Below are 14,620 nucleotides of genomic sequence, written 5' to 3' on the forward strand. Positions count from 1 at the left end.
AGCTTATAGGCGCGCGCTTTTGACGTAGCGGCCGTAGAGGTAGCCGGATTCGTCGACCAGCAGATGCGCACAACGCATCGGGGTCGCCACCTCGCCGGGGCCGGTGGCGATGCGGCGGGCCAGTCCTCCGACCAGGTACGGCGCGACGGTCAGGCACAGTTCGTCGAGCAGATCGCGTTCCACGAACGAACCCAGCAGGGTCGGGCCGCCCTCGGTGAGCACCCGATGGTGCCCGCGGCCGGCCAGCGCGGCCAGCACCGCGGCCTCGTCGACCCGGTCGCGGTCGCCGGCTGAGCAGTTCAGCACCTCCGCGCGGCCGTCGAGTCGCCGCCGGGTGGCCTCGGCCGCCGACGCGCTGGTCAGCACCAGCGGGGGCAGTTCGGTGTCGGTGAAGACGCGAGCGTCCCGATCCAGTTGCCCCGACCGGCTCACGATCGCCAGCCCGGGCACCTCGGACTGGCCGCGGTCGCGGCGGCGCAGGCGCTCGGTGACGTTGAGGCGGGCGCCGCCATAGTTCTCGACCCGGACGGTGCCCGCGCCGACCAGCACGACGTCGGCGAGCGCTCGCAGCAGCATGAACAGGGCCCGATCGCCCGGGCTGCCCAACCCGCCGGACTTGCCGGCCATCGTTGCGCCACCGTCGATGCTGCCGATGAAGTTGGCCCGCAGCCAGCTGCGCGGGCCGTCGTCTGACTCGGGGTAGGCGTACAGCCGGGCCAGTTCGGCGTCGTCGACGGGTTCGGTCGAGTCCAGCCGGGTGAAACCGGGTTCTGCGCTGAGGTCGGACATGGCCACGATTGCACCATGTGGCTACAGTTCCTGCGTGCCCAATCCCGACGTCGAATCGACCGATCGCCTGGTGGACCGGCATCCGGCCGTCTCACCGGAGCGGTTGATCGCGCAGCTCACGCCGCCGCCGACGTTCGCCGAGGCCAGCTTCGCCAGCTACCGGCCGGACCCGGCCGAACCGACCCAGGCGGCGGCCGTGGCGGCCTGCAGCGCGTTCTGCACGCAAGCGCTGGAGCGACGGGCCGGGCGGCGCAGGCTGCTCGGCAAGCGCGAGGTGCTGCCGGGTGTCGGGTTGTACCTCGACGGCGGGTTCGGGGTCGGCAAAACCCACCTGCTGGCGTCGGTCTATCGCCAGGTAGCCGAGAGCGCCCACGGGGCACAGCCGCATCGGACGGCATTCGCGACGTTCATGGAACTCACCCAACTTGCCGGTGTGTTCGGGTTCACCGAATGCATCGAGTTGCTCGGCGGCTACACGGTGGTCTGCATCGACGAGTTCGAACTCGACGACCCGGGCAACACCACCTTGGTGTCGCGGCTGCTGTCGGAACTGGTGGCGCGCGGGGTGTCGGTTGCCGCCACGTCGAACACGCTGCCCGAGCAACTCGGCGAGGGGCGCTTCGCCGTTCAGGATTTTCTGCGTGAAATCAACGCGTTGGCAAGTATTTTCACCTCGGTGCGGGTCGACGGTCCGGACTACCGGCATCGGGACCTGCCGCCGGCGCCTGAACCGCCGTCGGTGCAGCAGGTCGCGCAGCGCGCCGCCGCCCTACCGGGTTCGACCCTCGACGACTTCGACGCGCTGTGCGCGCACCTGGCCACCATGCACCCGTCGCGGTATCTGACGCTGATCGAAGGTGTCACGGGCGTCTTCCTCACCGGTGCGCATCCCATCGAGGATCAGAACGTGGCGCTGCGACTGGTGGCGCTGACCGACCGGCTCTATGACGCCGGTATCCCGGTGGTGGCCGCCGGGGCGAAGCTGGACGGCATCTTCAGCGCCGAGATGCTGGCCGGGGGTTACCGAAAGAAGTACTTGCGGGCCACATCTCGGCTGCTGGCGTTGAGCGCCGGCTGACTCACAGATTCCACTGCGCCAGCCGCAGGCCGGTGTTGCGGGAGAGCATCACCACATGGGTGACCAAGCCGCGGTAGACATCCCAGTAAACCCCGCCGGTGACCGTGGAGCCCTCCGGCGCGTTGGTCAGCACCGCATCCAGCGCGGTGGGGTCATCGGTGTGCTTGGACACGTAGGCGTCGCCCCCGGGGGTGACACCGCTGAAGGTGACCGAGGCCGCCATGATGTAGCTGTTGGGCACCGAGATGGGGTGAATCGTGAGGTTCGCCCGCCACGGACCGCCCTGGGCTCGCCACCGCGGCGACCCGTTCTGGCCCCAGCCGGGCGGGATCTCGCTGGGCACCACGTCGTGCAGGGTCACATCCGCGATGATCTTGCCGAAGGCCTCATCCTGGTAGTGGATACGCAGCGTGTCGCCGAGTCGGCCGATCGGCGCTTCGGGGGTCGTGGTGGGCGTGGCGTTCCCGGCCGCCGGCACCAGCAGGGCCAACGTGGTGACTAGCGAGGTGACGACGGCCAGAATCCAGCGATGCATCATGTCCTTCTTCGGTTTGCTTGTGGGCATGATGGCATATCGCGGTGGCGGGTGCAGCAGCTTGGCCAGCCGGATCTAGGCATTGGTCAGTTCGGGGCGGCGTCGTCGCCGGCGGCGGTGTTTGCGGTGATCGAGGCCAGGGCCTGCGCCAGGTCGGTCTCGAACCTTTCCGGATTCACCCCGGCACGATGCAGCGGTCCGGTGCCGTCTTCGACTTCGAACAGGGCCAGCAGCAGGTGCTCGGTGCCGATGTAGTTGTGCCCGAGTCGAAGTGCGGTGCGGAAGGTGAGCTCCAAGGCCTTGCGTGCCGTGCCGCTGAACGGGATCAACGCTGGGGGCTCGGCGTCGCCGGCGGGGAGGGTGACGGTGGCCGCGACGGCCGCCGGGTCGATGTGCTGTGCGGTGAGCAAGGCGGTGGCCAGCGCTTCGGGATCGTTCAGAACGCCCAGGATCAGATGATCGGGGGTGATCTCGGCGTTGCGGGCGCCGTGAGCGGCATTCTGGGCGGCCACCACCGCGTTGCGTGCCCGCGGTGTGAAGCGGGCGAAGCCCTGCTCGGCATCGAGGGCGGCCGCCTCAGCGCGCGGGACGAACCGCTTCTGCGCCGCCTGCTTGGTGACCCCCATGCAGTTGCCGATCTCCGTCCACGAGGCGCCGGAGCGGCGTGCCTGGTCGACGAAATGCCCGATCAGGTGGTCGGCGACCTCACCGAGATGCTCGGCTGTCAGCACCGCGTCGGTCAGCCGCTCCAGGGGGTTTTCGTGCACCCTGGCGATGGCGTTGATGAGGTCGTCGAGGCGAACTGACGGAGCGAGGCGAGTCGGATCGACCATGCCGTCAACTGTAGGTTGACGACGGCGGGTCGTCAACCATTGGTTGACGCGGGATGGCTCAGGAGACCAGCCATTCCCCGAAGTCGTCGGCGAACCCCGAGGACGGTGCGTACTTCACCTTCGCCGGGCTGACGCCGTGCGGCAGCGCGAACACCACGCAACCGGTCGCCGCGTCGCCGGGGGAGACATGGAACATGCCGGAGTCGAAGTTCGTGCATTCGCTGACGTTGTTCAGATCCGGTTCGTAGCTGTGATCGTCGGAACCGAGCACCCAGACGTTGGTGTTGGCGTTGCCGTTCATCGTCGCCGTGCCCTGGTTGGCGATCTTGAGTTCGGTCGCGATGTAGGTGACCGCCGGGTCACCCTTGCCCGGGGTGACGGTCGCAGGGTTGATGACGCGTTCCAGGGTGACCGTGATGGTGCTGCCGTCGGCGCGGGTCAGCGTCAGGGTGTCACCGGTGTGCCCCGGCTTCGATGCCGCCGTCCCAGGTGCGGTGGTGCCCGACGACATCGGCCCGCGCTCCGATTCGGCGGGACCCGAACATGCCGCCAGCACACCGGCAGACAATAGGGCGGCTGCCGACAGGGCGACGACGGGTCGATTCGTGGGGCTCATCTCTCGCTACCTTTCCACCGGCGTGTGCGTTGCCATCGATTCTGCTGCCTAGCTGCTCGTCGGTGCGGACCGGCCCACCCTTCGGGTCGGTTCCCCGCAGAATGCGGCTACGCGCGCAGGGCCGATGTGGGGCGGCCGGGCCGGGCAAGGCCATCGGCAGTGCGTCAGGGGGTCATTGCGGCGCCATCGTTGCCGCACGCGTGCCGCAACATCTCCCGGTAGATCAGCCCACCCAACGGGTTTGACATGTCGACCCGCGGATCGGCAGGCACCAACCGGTTGCCGCATTGCGCCCAACCGGAGGCAAAGCCGCCACCGGGGCCGGGCGGTGCGGGCGTCGGACCGGGATCGGCGCCGGCGGCACCAGGGGCCGCAGCACAGAGCGCGACACTTGCAGCAGCGACAACGGTGAGGAGGCGCGTCATGTGGCCACCATTGCACGGGGCACCGACAACGGCCGGCCGGATCGGCGCGGGCTCCTCACGGTGGTGCGGATCTGGTGCGGCACCGGTGTCGAGGTCAGGATGCGAGCATTGACCTGCACGAAATCTGGTGCGCGGTACTGGGATTGAACCAGCGACCTCTTCCGTGTCAGGGAAGCGCTCTCCCGCTGAGCTAACCGCGCTTAGAGCCAAGGAACGGAGGTGGAGACGGGAATCGAACCCGTGTGCACGGCTTTGCAGGCCGTTGCCTCACCACTCGGCCACTCCACCGCAAGGGGTTGATGCCACTTGACACCCTCGAGCGGATGACGGGATTCGAACCCGCGACCCTCACCTTGGCAAGGTGATGCGCTACCAACTGCGCTACATCCGCGTGCCACGAGCGAGATCGTCGCCCGTCGCGAAGCAGAACATTAGTCCACTGATGTGAGACAACACAACTTGGCCTGTCAGAACGGCGAGTCGGGCGACGATCAGGCTGCGCGTTGAGGCGGTGGGCGCCCGGCGTGCTAGTCTTCGACCTCGTTCATCCGGTCTCGTAGCTCAGGGGGAGAGCGTCCGCCTCACACGCGGAAGGTCGCTGGTTCGATCCCAGCCGGGACCACAAGAAGCCGCCCGCAAGAGCGGCGTGGCGACAGCTTGCCGCCCTTAGTGGAGACAGGCGGCGCCGTGGACCCGGTGTGCCGAAACAGAGTCAGCTGCGCAGCGGGATGTCGTCGGAGAGTTGTTAAGCGATCATCGGGTCGATCGCAGACCGTGGCACCAGCACGTGTAACGCCCCGGCCGAGGCCGGCAGCAACACGCCCTGGTCGAAGAAGAAGATCACCCCGTCGTTGACCACCGCGAAATTCTGATAGTTGGTGGGGTCGTACAGCGCGGTTTGCGCGAACGGTAACGGTGGTGGCGCCGTGCTGGTCGTGGTCGTGGCCGACTGTTCTGGTTGTGCGGGCGGCGGCGCCAGCTGCTGCTGCAGTTCAGCCTGGACGATCGGGGCGACGGTCTTCAGCGGATCGTCCACCTGCCACAACGGCGCACGTTCTTTGTCGTCCGGCGTGGCCGCGTAAGTGATCGCCTTGCGGTAGGTCTGGTCCCAGTTGAATGCCTTGTACGTCGTCTGTGGCTGCGCCCCGCCGACGTTTTGGTTCACCGTGAACACCACCGCTTGCGTGCCGCGCGGGGGGATCGACGAGGTGTATTCCGTCGGCTTGATGCTCAACTCGTAGGGTGCGCTGCGAGGCGCACCGGACTTGGCCGAGTTGAGGAACGCATCGCGCGTCTGGGCGACGTACTCGGCGACCGGCTTCTGGTCGGGGTAGTTCAGCGGGATGCTGATATCGACGCTGTACCCGGGGTCGGAGATTTGGATCTCACACGTGCGTCCGGTGTTACCGCCTTGGAGCTCGGCGCAGTAATCTTTCGGGGCCGCCACAGCCACGGCCGCGCAACCGAACACGGCGGCAACCGCGACGGCCACGGCCACGCTGACAAAGCGCATGGGTGATACCTCCTAGCAAACGCGGCAACACGCCGCGCCCAAAGATTAACGTGCAGGCCGGTAAAGCGGTCCGGCCGGAGTTACCGTGGCACCACGCGGTCGTCCGCTACGGCAGGCCAACTCAGCAGGGGTCACACCCGGGTCGCCGGGGATGGTGTGCTGGTCCAGCACTGCGGTCCGGGTCAGGTGTACGACACCCGGGCTAAACCATCTCGGGTGCGTTCAGATGCGCGATCGCCAGGTCGAACTCGGCGACCTCCAGCACATCGGCGCCGACATCGTTGATGGCTCGGGCCCAGATCGCCTGCTCGCCGGCCCGGCTGGCCACCATCGCCGCACGGTCCTCGAAGCTGATCGACGACACCGCGCGGCCCGACGAGCGGTCCACCAGCAGGGTGGTACTGCAGAACCCGTGCAGATCGGCCATCTGCGGGATCAGCGCCAGCTTGTAGGTGTCGATCAACCGCTCGCAGCTGGCCGGGTCGGTCCGCAGCCAGGTGACCCGCACGCCGGCGTGGCGCCGTGACCGGTGATCGCGGCGTACCGCGGCGATCTCCCAGCGGGTGATCTCGGCGGTGGCGTGGAAGATCTCGGTGGCGCGGTCGCAGAGCTGCTGGGCACCGGCCTCGCTGGCTCGCAGCGTGTCCTCATCGAGCCAGGACGAGGTCACGATGCACCGGCCGGCGTCGCGGTCGACGAGCATCGACATCCCCGCACAGCCGTCCATGTCGGCCAGGGTCGGCATCACCACGCCGCGGACGTGGGTGATGCCCTCGTCGAGGAAGGACGGATGGGCGTGGATGGTGGTTGCGCGCGCGAACATATCGGCCTCCGAGTAGATCGGGGCGACGCCCCGGCGGCGCCGCCGGTCCCTTCCACCATGCTCCGGCGACGGCGCGAGGACAACCCCTATTCGGCCCCTATTCGGCGGGTTCTTGAACGGGGCCGGACTGGCGGCGATGCTGCGCCTCGAGTTCGGCGATGTGCGCGCCGATGCGTCCCCGCAGCGCGAGGGTGCCGACGACACCGCCCAGCACCGCTACCGACAGCGCGACCCAGGAGAACCGGGACAACCAGTGCTCGGCGGCCATCCCGGCGTAGTAAACGAGGGCGGTGGTGCCGCCGGCCCAGCAGATCGCGCCGGTCACATTGGCGACGAGAAAGTGCGAATAGCGCATCTTCAACGCTCCGGCCAGCGGACCGGCCAAGATGCGCAGCAGCGCGACGAACCGGCCGAAGAACACCGCGCTGGTTCCCCAGCGGGCAAACAGATGTTCCGCGTAGGCGATGTGACCGGGGCCGAAGTGGTTCGGAAACCGCCGACCCAGCCGGTCGAAGAGTGGCATGCCGAAGCGCCGACCGATCGAATATCCGATCGAGTCGCCGATCACCGCGCCGGTGATCGCCGCCGCCGCGACCCCGACGGGGTCGACCGCCAACTCGTGGCGTGAAGACAACAACGCGGCGCCGACCAACATGACTTCACCCGGCAACGGGATGCCCAGGCTCTCGAGGCCGATCACCCCGCCGACGAGCAGGTAAACCAGCAAGGGCGGGATCGACTGCAGCAGGGCGTCCACCGACATGCGGCAAGCATGCCTGACGCTGCTGTGATGCGCCCCCCGAGACCGTCATCGGCCGAATAGGAGTCAGCTAGTAGCGTAATCCGGGGGCAGGCCGGTGGTCGATCGAGGAGCGGCAATGGAATTCAATCTCGCCCAGGTTTTCTCGGCGGTGGCGGCGGCGATCCCCGACCGCGATTGCGTGGTGTTCGGCGACCGGCGGCTGACCTACGCCCACATCGAAGACCGTGCGCGCCGGCTGGCGCGGGCACTGCACGAGCGTGGCCTGGGGCTGCGCCGCGAGCGCCCGGAACTGACCGCCCACGAATCCGGGCAGAGTCATCTCGCGCTGTACCTGGCCAACGGCAACGAATACCTGGAGGGCATGCTCGGGGCCTACAACGCCCGGGTCGCCCCGTTCAACGTCAACTACCGCTATGTGGCCGACGAACTGGTCTACGTGCTGACCGATGCCGCCGCCGAGGCGGTCATGTACCACGCCCGCTACGCTGCGACGCTGGCCGACGCACTGGGGCGGGCCGGCAACCGGCTGCCGCCGCTGACGCTGATCCATGTCGACGACGACTCCGGCAACGAGCCGCTGCCCGGCGCGGTGCGCTACGAGGAGCTGCTGGCCGCCACCTCCGCCGACCCGTTGGAGCTGACGCCGTCGCCGGATGACCTGTATCTGCTCTACACCGGCGGCACCACCGGCATGCCCAAGGGCGTGTTGTGGCGCCAGCACGACATCTTCATCAACGCGATGGGCGGCCGGGAGTTCGGCACCGGTGCCGTGCCCACCAGCCTGGCCGAGGTCGTCGATCGCAGCCGCGCCGGAGGCCCTGGTTCGATGACGGTGGCGCCGCTGATGCACGGCGCCGCGCAGTGGGCGGCGTTCATCACGTTGCTGGGCGGCCGGCCGTTCGTCATGTCGGCGACCACCGACCGGTTCGACCCGGTGGCGACCTGGGAGTTGGCGGCCGAAGAGCGGGTCATTTCGCTGTCGATCGTCGGGGACGCCTTCGCGCGGCCGCTTGCCGACGCGCTGGAGGCCGGTGGCCCCGAGCTGGCAGACGCGCTGTCGGGACTGTTCGTGCTGGCCAGCGGCGGCGCGCCGCTGACCGTCCCGATCAAGCAACGGATCTTGGAGCTGCTGCCGCAGCTGTCGATCCTGGATGCCGGCGGCTCCTCGGAGACCGGTGCGCAGATGGGCCAGACCACCAGCCGCGGGCAGGCGTCCACCGGTCGGTTCACCCCGAACCCGGGCGCTGTCGTGGTCAGCGGGGACCTCACCCGCATCCTGGCGCCCGGCGACGACGAGATCGGCTGGCTGGCGCAGCAGGGTTATGTGCCGCTGGGCTACCTGGGCGACCCGGAGAAGAGCGCGCGCACCTTCCCGGTCATCGAGGGCATCCGGCATTCGGTCCCCGGTGACCGGGCACGCTGGCATGCCGACGGCGGCATCGAGCTGCTCGGCCGTGACTCGGTGACGATCAACTCCGGCGGCGAGAAGATCTTCGCCGAGGAGGTCGAAGCCGCCGTGTCCCGGCACCCCGCCGTCTACGACGTCGTGGTGGTGGGGCGGCCCAGTCAACGGTGGGGCCACGAGGTCGTCGCCGTGGTGCAGCTGGCGGCGGGAGCCGATGCCGAGGCCGGCGACATCGTCGCCGAGGCGGCCCGCCACATCGCCCGCTACAAGCTGCCCAAGGACGTGGTGTTCTGCGAGCGGGTGCAGCGCTCGCCGTCCGGCAAGGCCGACTACCGCTGGGCCAAGGCGCAGGCCATCGGGGTCGATACCTAATTGAACCGGGGCTTGCGCTTCTCCTGGATGGCGGCCAGCCCCTCGTGCACATCCGGGCCGGAGAAGCCGAGGAACTCCAGCCCCAGCGCGGTCTCGAAGGCCGGCGCGAACTGGCGGTACCAGTAGTTGAGGCTGTGCTTGGTGAAGCGCAGCGCGTCCTGGGCGCCGTGCGCCAGATCGTCGGCGATACCGGTCGCGGTGGCCAGCACCTCGTCGTCGTCGACGCACTTGGAGACCAGCCCGATGCGTTCGGCTTCCTCGCCGTGCAGCGTCTCGCAGGTCAACAGGTAGTACTTGGCCTTGGCCATGCCGACCAGCAGCGGCCAGCAGATCGCGGCGTGATCGCCGGCGGCCACCCCGAGCTTGGTGTGGCCGTCGATCAGCCGGGCGGTGCGCCCGGCCACCGAGATGTCCGACAACAGCGCCACCACCAGCCCGGCGCCGACGGCGGGGCCGTTGATCGCCGAGATCACCGGCTTGGAGAAGTTGACCATGTTCAGCACCAGGTCGCGGGCCTCGCGCAGCACCTGCATCCGCCCTGGGTAACCGCCGATCGTCTTCTCGATCAGTTCGAAGCTGCCGCCGGCGGAGAATGCCTTGCCCTCGCCGCGGACCAGCACCGCCCGCACCGCGTCGTCGCGGTCGATGACCGGCCACACGTCGGCCAGGTCCTGGTGCATCTCGGGGCCCACCGAATTGAGCCCCGGCGCGTCCAGCACCAGCTGCAGCACACCGTTGTCGCCGGTTTCGAGTCGAAGGGTGGGGAAGTCGCGGTACCGGTCAGCCATCAGTCGTTTCTACCCGAGCCTGACCGCTGTGGTCCAGCAATGGCCTGTCAGCCCGCTGCCATCAGGTTCAAGAACTGACGCTTCTGGTGAATCGTCAAGTAGCGCAATCCATCCGGGCCGGCGACGAACTGGCGAGGGGAGCGCTTGGGCATCCACAGCAAGGCGCCGGCGGTCAGCTCGATCGTGCCGTCCCGTCGCCGGTGGTCGTGGTGTCGGTCAGAATCCAGGGCACCGCGGTCGAGGAGAGCCGGGAGATTCTGGTCCGCCACAGCGCGCCTCGCCCGGCGCCCCTCTCCAGGTCCTCCCAGCCGTAGCTGCCGGGGTGTTCGCGTTCGAACTCGAGGCGCAACGGCTCCGGCTCGTGGTCGTTGAGCAGCACAAACGACTCGCCGGCCGCCAGCTCGGCGAAGGTCGCGAAGATGGTCTTGTGCTTCTCGGATCTGGGCAGCACCCGGGCGTCGAGTTCGGCCTCCGACATTTGGGTCTCCCTTCTAGTTTCTACAAAATCCCTTGTGTAAACTCTACGCCCATGGCATATGTGATCGGGAAGCCGTGCGTTGACGTGATGGACCGGGCCTGCGTGGAGGAGTGCCCCGTCGACTGCATCTACGAAGGCGGGCGAGCCCTCTACATCCATCCTGACGAATGTGTGGATTGTGGTGCCTGCGAACCGGTTTGCCCGGTCGAGGCCATCTACTACGAGGATGACCTTCCGGAGGAGTTGCAACCGCACCTGGCCGACAACGCGGAGTTCTTCACCGAGGCCCTGCCCGGCCGCGACGAGGCGCTCGGCTCACCCGGTGGCGCCGCCAAGATCGGACCGCTCGGCATCGACACCCCGCTAGTGGCCAGCTTCCCTCCCCAGGGGGAGTGAGCGACATCGCCAAACCGCCTGGGCCGCCTGGAGGACGTCGCCTCGACGTACTTCGGCTCGTGCAGGCCGCGGACGAGCCGCTGAGCATCGCGCAGATCGCCGACGAGTTGGGGGTGCACCCCAACACGGTGCGTTTTCACCTGGACACCCTGGTGGAGGAAGGCCGCGTCGAGCACACCGAGCCCGACCACAAGGGCCGCGGCCGGCCGGCGTTGATGTTCCGGGCGATCCGGCAGATGGACCGCGGCGGCACCCGCCGGTTCCGGCTGCTCGCCGAGATCCTCACCATCGGCCTGGCCGCCGACTCCGACCCCAGTGGCAAGGCGCTGGCGGCCGGCCGGGCGTGGGGGCAGCGGTTGCGGCCGCTGAACCGCCCGGCCCATCGCGTCGGCGCCGACGAGTCAACCGACCAGCTCGTCGACATGCTCGACGAGCTGGGTTTCCAGCCCGAGCAGCTCGAACCCGACGATGCCGGTGAGAAGCAGCTCGGATTGCGGCACTGTCCGTTCCTGGAGCTCGCCGAGACCTCCACCGACGTGGTCTGCCCGATCCACCTGGGGCTGATGCAAGGCGCGCTGGAAGCCTGGGACGCACCGGTGACCGTCGATCGTCTCGACTCGTTCGCCCAGCCGGATCTGTGTGTGGCGCACTTGAAGTCGATGGAATTCGATGGGGCCGAGCCGGTCCCGAACGGGGTCCGCATCGAGCAGTCATCCGCTGATCCGGTTCCAGTGGAAGGAACCACCGGGTGAGCATTGCCGCCGCCGTTGCGATCGCCGCGACATTCCTCTGGCTGGGCATGGTGACTGCGATCTCGTTCATGGAGGCGCCGCTGAAGTTCCGCGCGCCCAACGCGACGATCCCGATCTGCCTGGGTATCGGCCGTTTGGTCTTTCGGGCCCTCAACTCCGCGGAACTCATCCTGGCGGCCGCCATCGCGGCGTCGTTCGTCTCCGAGCGCCCGACCGCGCCCATCGCGGTCACGTTCGCGGTCGCCGTGACGATGCTGGTCGCCCAACTGGTGACGGTGCGTCCGGGCCTGAGCCGTCGCGCCGATCAAGTGCTGGCCGGGCTGGATGCGCCCCGCTCCCGCGCGCACTACGCCTACATCGTCCTGGAGTTGATCAAGGTCGCCGCGCTGGTGCCGCTCGGCATTCTGTTGCTGGCCCGCTGAACCGTTTGAACCGAACACCTGTCCACCCGCCTAGCAGTAAGGACTACCGATGGAATCGACTTCCCTGACCGCGTTGGCCGACGAGAAGCTGGCCGAAGCCCGGCAGCACCACAGCGGGCGTTCGGCCCACACCGTCTACGGCGGATCGGTGCACCACCTGCGTCAGACCCTGGTGGCACTGCGGGCCGGTGAGGCGCTGGCCGAACACGACAGCCCGGGGGAGTCCACTCTGCAGGTGCTGCGCGGCCGGGTTCGGCTGACCGCCGGTGACGACGCCTGGGAGGGCTCGGCCGGGGAGTTCGTGGTTCTGCCCCGAACCCGCCACGCGCTGGAGGCGCCCGAGGACTCGGTGGTGCTGCTGACCGTCGCCAAGAGCGCCTCGCACTGAGCGTGCCCGCGCCGCTGCTCGGCACGCCCTGGTCGCTGGGGGCGGGGCTGCGGGTGCCCATCGTCAACGCGCCGATGGGAGGGGTGGCCGGTGGACGGCTGGCCGCTGCGGTCACCGCCGCCGGCGGGCTGGGCATGATCGGGATGGGCAGCACCGCCACTGCCGCGTCGTTGGCCACCGAGCTGGACCTGGCCGGGCAGGCGAGGTTCGGAATCGGCTTGGTGGACTGGGTGATCCGCGACCAACCGGACCTGTTCGATGCCGCGCTGGCCGCCCGCCCCGCGCTGCTCTCGGTCAGCTTCGGCACCGACCTGTCCTGGGTTGAGCGCGCCCACGCGGCCGGAATCCGCACCGCCACGCAGGTCTACGACGCCGAGACCGCCCGGCGCGCACAAGACGCCGGGCTGGACGTGCTGGTGGCCCGCGGCGCCGAGGGTGGTGGACACGGGGAGACCAGGCTCGCGACGCTGCCGCTGCTCGACGCCGTCCTGGACGCCGTGACGGTGCCGGTGCTGGCCGCCGGAGGGGTCGCCTCGCCGCGCAGTCTGGCCGCGGTGCTGGCCGCCGGAGCCGCCGGCGCCTGGCTGGGGACCTGTCTGTCGGCTTGTCCTGAGGCACTGACCGGCGACGCGGCCCGGCGCGCCTTGATCGCGGCGGCCGGCACCGACACCGTGACCACCCGGGTGTTCGACGTCGGCCAGCGGCTGGCCTGGCCGGCGCAGTTTCCATCGCGGGTGTTGCGCAACGAGTTCGCCGGCCGCTGGACGGGCCGCGAGGCAACGCTGGCCGGTGACGAGCACGCGGTTGCGGAGCTGGCGGCCGGTATCGCCGCCGAAGACCAGCGGATCGCTCCGGTGGACGCCGGCCAGGGCGTGGGACTGCTCAGCGCGAGCCGTCCGGTGGCGGTGGTCGTCGATGAGCTGTGCACCGGGGCACAGCGCCTGCTGGCCCGCTGGGGCTAACCGGGGGCGGGACACCCACCGGCGGTCAGCACCACACAGCACCGAGACGGATCGGGCGCCAGCCGGGCCCGCGGGCAGTACGGCATCAGCGCATCGGCGACGCCGCTGATCAGGGCGAGATTCATGGTGCAGGCCAGTTCTGTCTGGGACTGGGCCAGTCCGTGAAACGGGCAGTTGGCCAAATACACGTCGCCGCCGCCGTCGTCACGCGGCTCGTAGCCATGTTCGGTGAGCACATCGGTGGCCAACTCGAGGGCGGCAGCGGTGTCGGTCGGTGGTCGCTCCGCCGTGGCAGCCTCACCGAGCTCGCGGCCGTAATCGCGGGCCAGTCGGTCGAGCGCCTGGATTGCCGGTGTGCCGGTACGGGCGGATTCGGCGATCGCATCGGCCATCAACCGGCCCGCCAGCTCATATTCCCGCGGCGGCAGGCTCACCGCGATCTCGCTCGGGGAGCGCCGGTAGCGCTTCGATGGGCGGCCGGCGCCGGGACCTGAGCGACCGGTCAACCGGGCATAGTCGCTCACCAGCAGGCCGTCGGCCTCCAGTCGGTCCAGATGGAACTTTGCCTGATGGCGGGCAATCCCGGTAGCAGCGGCAGCATCGTCACGGCTGACCGGGGCGGCTTGGGAGGCGACGAATCGATACAGCTCGCGACGAACCGGATCGGCGAGCGCACCGATCCCGGTCATGTTGCGGTCCAGATTGGCCATCGGCAAGCAGGTCTCTATCGGAGAAAGTTCTTGACGTTAGATTCCAGTGGTTCTAACGTTCAAAATGTTGATATTTAGAAGCGAGGAGGATGTTCATGAGTGCCACCAATCTGGGCTCAGCTGCCCTTTCGGAGCGGTTGAAGGACCCGTTGTTCGAGGCGTATTTTTTGCTGCGAACGCTGTTCACGGTCGCCCCGATCCTGTTCGGTCTGGACAAGTTCTTCAATCTGCTGACGCACGTCCCCGGAGGCGCGGGCCCGAGCCACTGGGACAAGTACCTTGCCGGCTGGATCAATGACATCCTGCCAGGCAACGGCGACCAAGCCATGTATCTGATCGGCGTCATCGAGATAGTCGCCGGGGTCCTGGTCGCGGTCGTGCCGCGGATCGGCGCCTGGGTGGTGGCGGCGTGGCTCGCCGGCATCATCGTCGACCTGCTCACCTTGTCCGGCTACTACGACGTCGCGCTGCGGGACTTCGGTCTCCTGGTCGCCGCGGTGGTGCTGGCACGGCTGGCCCAGGCCGTGCATGTCCGTCGTGTGACCTGACGCCGCCACAGTCCAGCTCGCGGC

General features: G+C 68.7%; 19 protein-coding genes and 4 tRNA genes. 9 read left to right on the plus strand and 14 right to left on the minus strand.

The window, feature by feature from the left end; all coding sequences use genetic code 11:
- Nucleotides 1-3: 3 nt before the first annotated feature.
- On the minus strand, nucleotides 4-789 hold the full coding sequence (locus G6N19_RS18050; RefSeq protein WP_013829347.1) for a pyrimidine reductase family protein: 786 nt from the start codon (nucleotides 787-789) through the stop codon (nucleotides 4-6).
- On the opposite strand from G6N19_RS18050, the gene zapE reads away from it, so the two are divergent.
- On the plus strand, nucleotides 788-1,867 hold the full coding sequence (gene zapE / locus G6N19_RS18055) for a cell division protein ZapE (RefSeq protein ID WP_081465528.1): 1,080 nt from the start codon (nucleotides 788-790) through the stop codon (nucleotides 1,865-1,867). The two genes, G6N19_RS18050 and zapE, sit on opposite strands and share 2 nt — an antisense overlap.
- A gap of 1 nt (nucleotide 1,868) precedes the next feature.
- Here the strand turns inward: zapE and G6N19_RS18060 are convergent, their stop codons facing one another.
- The 7 genes from G6N19_RS18060 to G6N19_RS18090 form a co-directional block, all read right to left on the minus strand.
- Nucleotides 1,869-2,402, minus strand: a complete 534-nt coding sequence (locus G6N19_RS18060; RefSeq protein WP_013829345.1) for a hypothetical protein — start codon at nucleotides 2,400-2,402, stop codon at nucleotides 1,869-1,871.
- An 86-nt stretch (nucleotides 2,403-2,488) separates the two neighbouring features.
- Nucleotides 2,489-3,235 (minus strand): Clp protease N-terminal domain-containing protein, encoded by a 747-nt coding sequence (locus tag G6N19_RS18065; protein WP_013829344.1) that lies wholly within the window; start codon nucleotides 3,233-3,235, stop codon nucleotides 2,489-2,491.
- 58 nt (nucleotides 3,236-3,293) lie between these two features.
- Nucleotides 3,294-3,851: a DUF4352 domain-containing protein gene (locus G6N19_RS18070; RefSeq protein WP_041318118.1), complete on the minus strand. Its 558-nt coding sequence runs from the start codon at nucleotides 3,849-3,851 to the stop codon at nucleotides 3,294-3,296.
- A 164-nt stretch (nucleotides 3,852-4,015) separates the two neighbouring features.
- On the minus strand, nucleotides 4,016-4,276 hold the full coding sequence (locus tag G6N19_RS18075) for a hypothetical protein (protein ID WP_193465391.1): 261 nt from the start codon (nucleotides 4,274-4,276) through the stop codon (nucleotides 4,016-4,018).
- Between the two features lie 125 nt (nucleotides 4,277-4,401).
- Nucleotides 4,402-4,476, minus strand: a tRNA-Val gene (locus G6N19_RS18080).
- Between the two features lie 17 nt (nucleotides 4,477-4,493).
- Nucleotides 4,494-4,564, minus strand: a tRNA-Cys gene (locus tag G6N19_RS18085).
- A gap of 30 nt (nucleotides 4,565-4,594) precedes the next feature.
- Nucleotides 4,595-4,667: transfer RNA gene (locus tag G6N19_RS18090), tRNA-Gly, on the minus strand.
- 159 nt (nucleotides 4,668-4,826) lie between these two features.
- Here G6N19_RS18090 and G6N19_RS18095 point away from each other — a divergent pair.
- Nucleotides 4,827-4,898: transfer RNA gene (locus tag G6N19_RS18095), tRNA-Val, on the plus strand.
- Between the two features lie 123 nt (nucleotides 4,899-5,021).
- On the opposite strand, the gene G6N19_RS18100 is transcribed toward G6N19_RS18095, so the two are convergent.
- From G6N19_RS18100 to G6N19_RS18110, 3 genes are all read right to left on the minus strand, one after another.
- On the minus strand, nucleotides 5,022-5,789 hold the full coding sequence (locus G6N19_RS18100; protein WP_193465392.1) for an esterase: 768 nt from the start codon (nucleotides 5,787-5,789) through the stop codon (nucleotides 5,022-5,024).
- A 202-nt stretch (nucleotides 5,790-5,991) separates the two neighbouring features.
- A complete protein-coding gene (locus G6N19_RS18105) occupies nucleotides 5,992-6,612 on the minus strand; it encodes an antibiotic biosynthesis monooxygenase (protein ID WP_083037447.1) in 621 nt (206 codons plus the stop codon).
- A gap of 97 nt (nucleotides 6,613-6,709) precedes the next feature.
- Entirely contained in the window at nucleotides 6,710-7,375 is a 666-nt protein-coding gene (locus G6N19_RS18110; RefSeq protein WP_083037446.1) for a DedA family protein, read from the minus strand.
- Between the two features lie 115 nt (nucleotides 7,376-7,490).
- Between G6N19_RS18110 and G6N19_RS18115 the strand changes: the two genes are divergently transcribed.
- Nucleotides 7,491-9,152 (plus strand): acyl-CoA synthetase, encoded by a 1,662-nt coding sequence (locus G6N19_RS18115; protein WP_013829339.1) that lies wholly within the window; start codon nucleotides 7,491-7,493, stop codon nucleotides 9,150-9,152.
- Here the strand turns inward: G6N19_RS18115 and G6N19_RS18120 are convergent.
- Together G6N19_RS18120 and G6N19_RS18125 are read right to left on the minus strand one after the other, a co-directional pair.
- Nucleotides 9,149-9,940, minus strand: coding sequence for an enoyl-CoA hydratase/isomerase family protein (locus tag G6N19_RS18120; protein WP_013829338.1), 792 nt, complete (start codon nucleotides 9,938-9,940; stop codon nucleotides 9,149-9,151). The genes G6N19_RS18115 and G6N19_RS18120 overlap by 4 nt on opposite strands.
- A gap of 172 nt (nucleotides 9,941-10,112) precedes the next feature.
- Nucleotides 10,113-10,418, minus strand: coding sequence for a DUF2249 domain-containing protein (locus G6N19_RS18125; RefSeq protein ID WP_232062425.1), 306 nt, complete (start codon nucleotides 10,416-10,418; stop codon nucleotides 10,113-10,115).
- 51 nt (nucleotides 10,419-10,469) lie between these two features.
- Between G6N19_RS18125 and fdxA the strand changes: the two genes are divergently transcribed.
- From fdxA to G6N19_RS18150, 5 genes are read left to right on the plus strand one after another with little or no spacing between them, the layout of a single operon-like run.
- Nucleotides 10,470-10,814 (plus strand): ferredoxin, encoded by a 345-nt coding sequence (gene fdxA, locus G6N19_RS18130; RefSeq protein ID WP_041318112.1) that lies wholly within the window; start codon nucleotides 10,470-10,472, stop codon nucleotides 10,812-10,814.
- Nucleotides 10,811-11,566 (plus strand): helix-turn-helix transcriptional regulator, encoded by a 756-nt coding sequence (locus tag G6N19_RS18135; RefSeq protein WP_049792889.1) that lies wholly within the window; start codon nucleotides 10,811-10,813, stop codon nucleotides 11,564-11,566. Before fdxA ends, G6N19_RS18135 begins: the two co-directional genes overlap by 4 nt.
- Nucleotides 11,567-11,613: 47 nt before the next feature.
- Nucleotides 11,614-11,988 carry a hypothetical protein gene (locus tag G6N19_RS18140; RefSeq protein ID WP_408632512.1) on the plus strand — a complete coding sequence of 125 codons (375 nt, stop codon included), beginning with the start codon at nucleotides 11,614-11,616 and terminating at the stop codon, nucleotides 11,986-11,988.
- A 49-nt stretch (nucleotides 11,989-12,037) separates the two neighbouring features.
- Nucleotides 12,038-12,376: a cupin domain-containing protein gene (locus G6N19_RS18145; RefSeq protein WP_013829333.1), complete on the plus strand. Its 339-nt coding sequence runs from the start codon at nucleotides 12,038-12,040 to the stop codon at nucleotides 12,374-12,376.
- A gap of 14 nt (nucleotides 12,377-12,390) precedes the next feature.
- On the plus strand, nucleotides 12,391-13,338 hold the full coding sequence (locus G6N19_RS18150) for an NAD(P)H-dependent flavin oxidoreductase (RefSeq protein ID WP_193466436.1): 948 nt from the start codon (nucleotides 12,391-12,393) through the stop codon (nucleotides 13,336-13,338).
- On the opposite strand, the gene G6N19_RS18155 is transcribed toward G6N19_RS18150, so the two are convergent.
- On the minus strand, nucleotides 13,335-14,048 hold the full coding sequence (locus tag G6N19_RS18155; RefSeq protein WP_013829331.1) for a helix-turn-helix transcriptional regulator: 714 nt from the start codon (nucleotides 14,046-14,048) through the stop codon (nucleotides 13,335-13,337). The genes G6N19_RS18150 and G6N19_RS18155 overlap by 4 nt on opposite strands.
- Nucleotides 14,049-14,143: 95 nt before the next feature.
- Between G6N19_RS18155 and G6N19_RS18160 the strand changes: the two genes are divergently transcribed.
- Nucleotides 14,144-14,596, plus strand: coding sequence for an Rv2617c family stress response/phage resistance protein (locus G6N19_RS18160; protein WP_013829330.1), 453 nt, complete (start codon nucleotides 14,144-14,146; stop codon nucleotides 14,594-14,596).
- The last annotated feature ends 24 nt before the right edge of the window (nucleotides 14,597-14,620 follow it).

It is taken from the genome of Mycobacterium novum (genome assembly GCF_010726505.1).
GTDB lineage: Bacteria > Actinomycetota > Actinomycetes > Mycobacteriales > Mycobacteriaceae > Mycobacterium > Mycobacterium algericum.

Coding starts and splice junctions, on each gene's coding strand:
- G6N19_RS18145 (WP_013829333.1), top strand. CDS start 12,038: ATGGAATCGACTTCCCTGACCGCGTTGGCCGACGAGAAGCTGGCCGAA.
- G6N19_RS18160 (WP_013829330.1), top strand. CDS start 14,144: ATGAGTGCCACCAATCTGGGCTCAGCTGCCCTTTCGGAGCGGTTGAAG.
- fdxA (WP_041318112.1), top strand. CDS start 10,470: ATGGCATATGTGATCGGGAAGCCGTGCGTTGACGTGATGGACCGGGCC.
- G6N19_RS18115 (WP_013829339.1), top strand. CDS start 7,491: ATGGAATTCAATCTCGCCCAGGTTTTCTCGGCGGTGGCGGCGGCGATC.
- G6N19_RS18110 (WP_083037446.1), bottom strand. CDS start 7,375: ATGTCGGTGGACGCCCTGCTGCAGTCGATCCCGCCCTTGCTGGTTTAC.
- G6N19_RS18125 (WP_232062425.1), bottom strand. CDS start 10,418: ATGTCGGAGGCCGAACTCGACGCCCGGGTGCTGCCCAGATCCGAGAAG.
- G6N19_RS18075 (WP_193465391.1), bottom strand. CDS start 4,276: ATGACGCGCCTCCTCACCGTTGTCGCTGCTGCAAGTGTCGCGCTCTGT.
- G6N19_RS18105 (WP_083037447.1), bottom strand. CDS start 6,612: ATGTTCGCGCGCGCAACCACCATCCACGCCCATCCGTCCTTCCTCGAC.
- G6N19_RS18140 (WP_408632512.1), top strand. CDS start 11,614: ATGGTGACTGCGATCTCGTTCATGGAGGCGCCGCTGAAGTTCCGCGCG.
- G6N19_RS18070 (WP_041318118.1), bottom strand. CDS start 3,851: ATGAGCCCCACGAATCGACCCGTCGTCGCCCTGTCGGCAGCCGCCCTA.
- G6N19_RS18100 (WP_193465392.1), bottom strand. CDS start 5,789: ATGCGCTTTGTCAGCGTGGCCGTGGCCGTCGCGGTTGCCGCCGTGTTC.
- G6N19_RS18065 (WP_013829344.1), bottom strand. CDS start 3,235: ATGGTCGATCCGACTCGCCTCGCTCCGTCAGTTCGCCTCGACGACCTC.
- G6N19_RS18060 (WP_013829345.1), bottom strand. CDS start 2,402: ATGCATCGCTGGATTCTGGCCGTCGTCACCTCGCTAGTCACCACGTTG.
- G6N19_RS18155 (WP_013829331.1), bottom strand. CDS start 14,048: ATGGCCAATCTGGACCGCAACATGACCGGGATCGGTGCGCTCGCCGAT.
- zapE (WP_081465528.1), top strand. CDS start 788: ATGGCCACGATTGCACCATGTGGCTACAGTTCCTGCGTGCCCAATCCC.
- G6N19_RS18120 (WP_013829338.1), bottom strand. CDS start 9,940: ATGGCTGACCGGTACCGCGACTTCCCCACCCTTCGACTCGAAACCGGC.
- G6N19_RS18050 (WP_013829347.1), bottom strand. CDS start 789: ATGTCCGACCTCAGCGCAGAACCCGGTTTCACCCGGCTGGACTCGACC.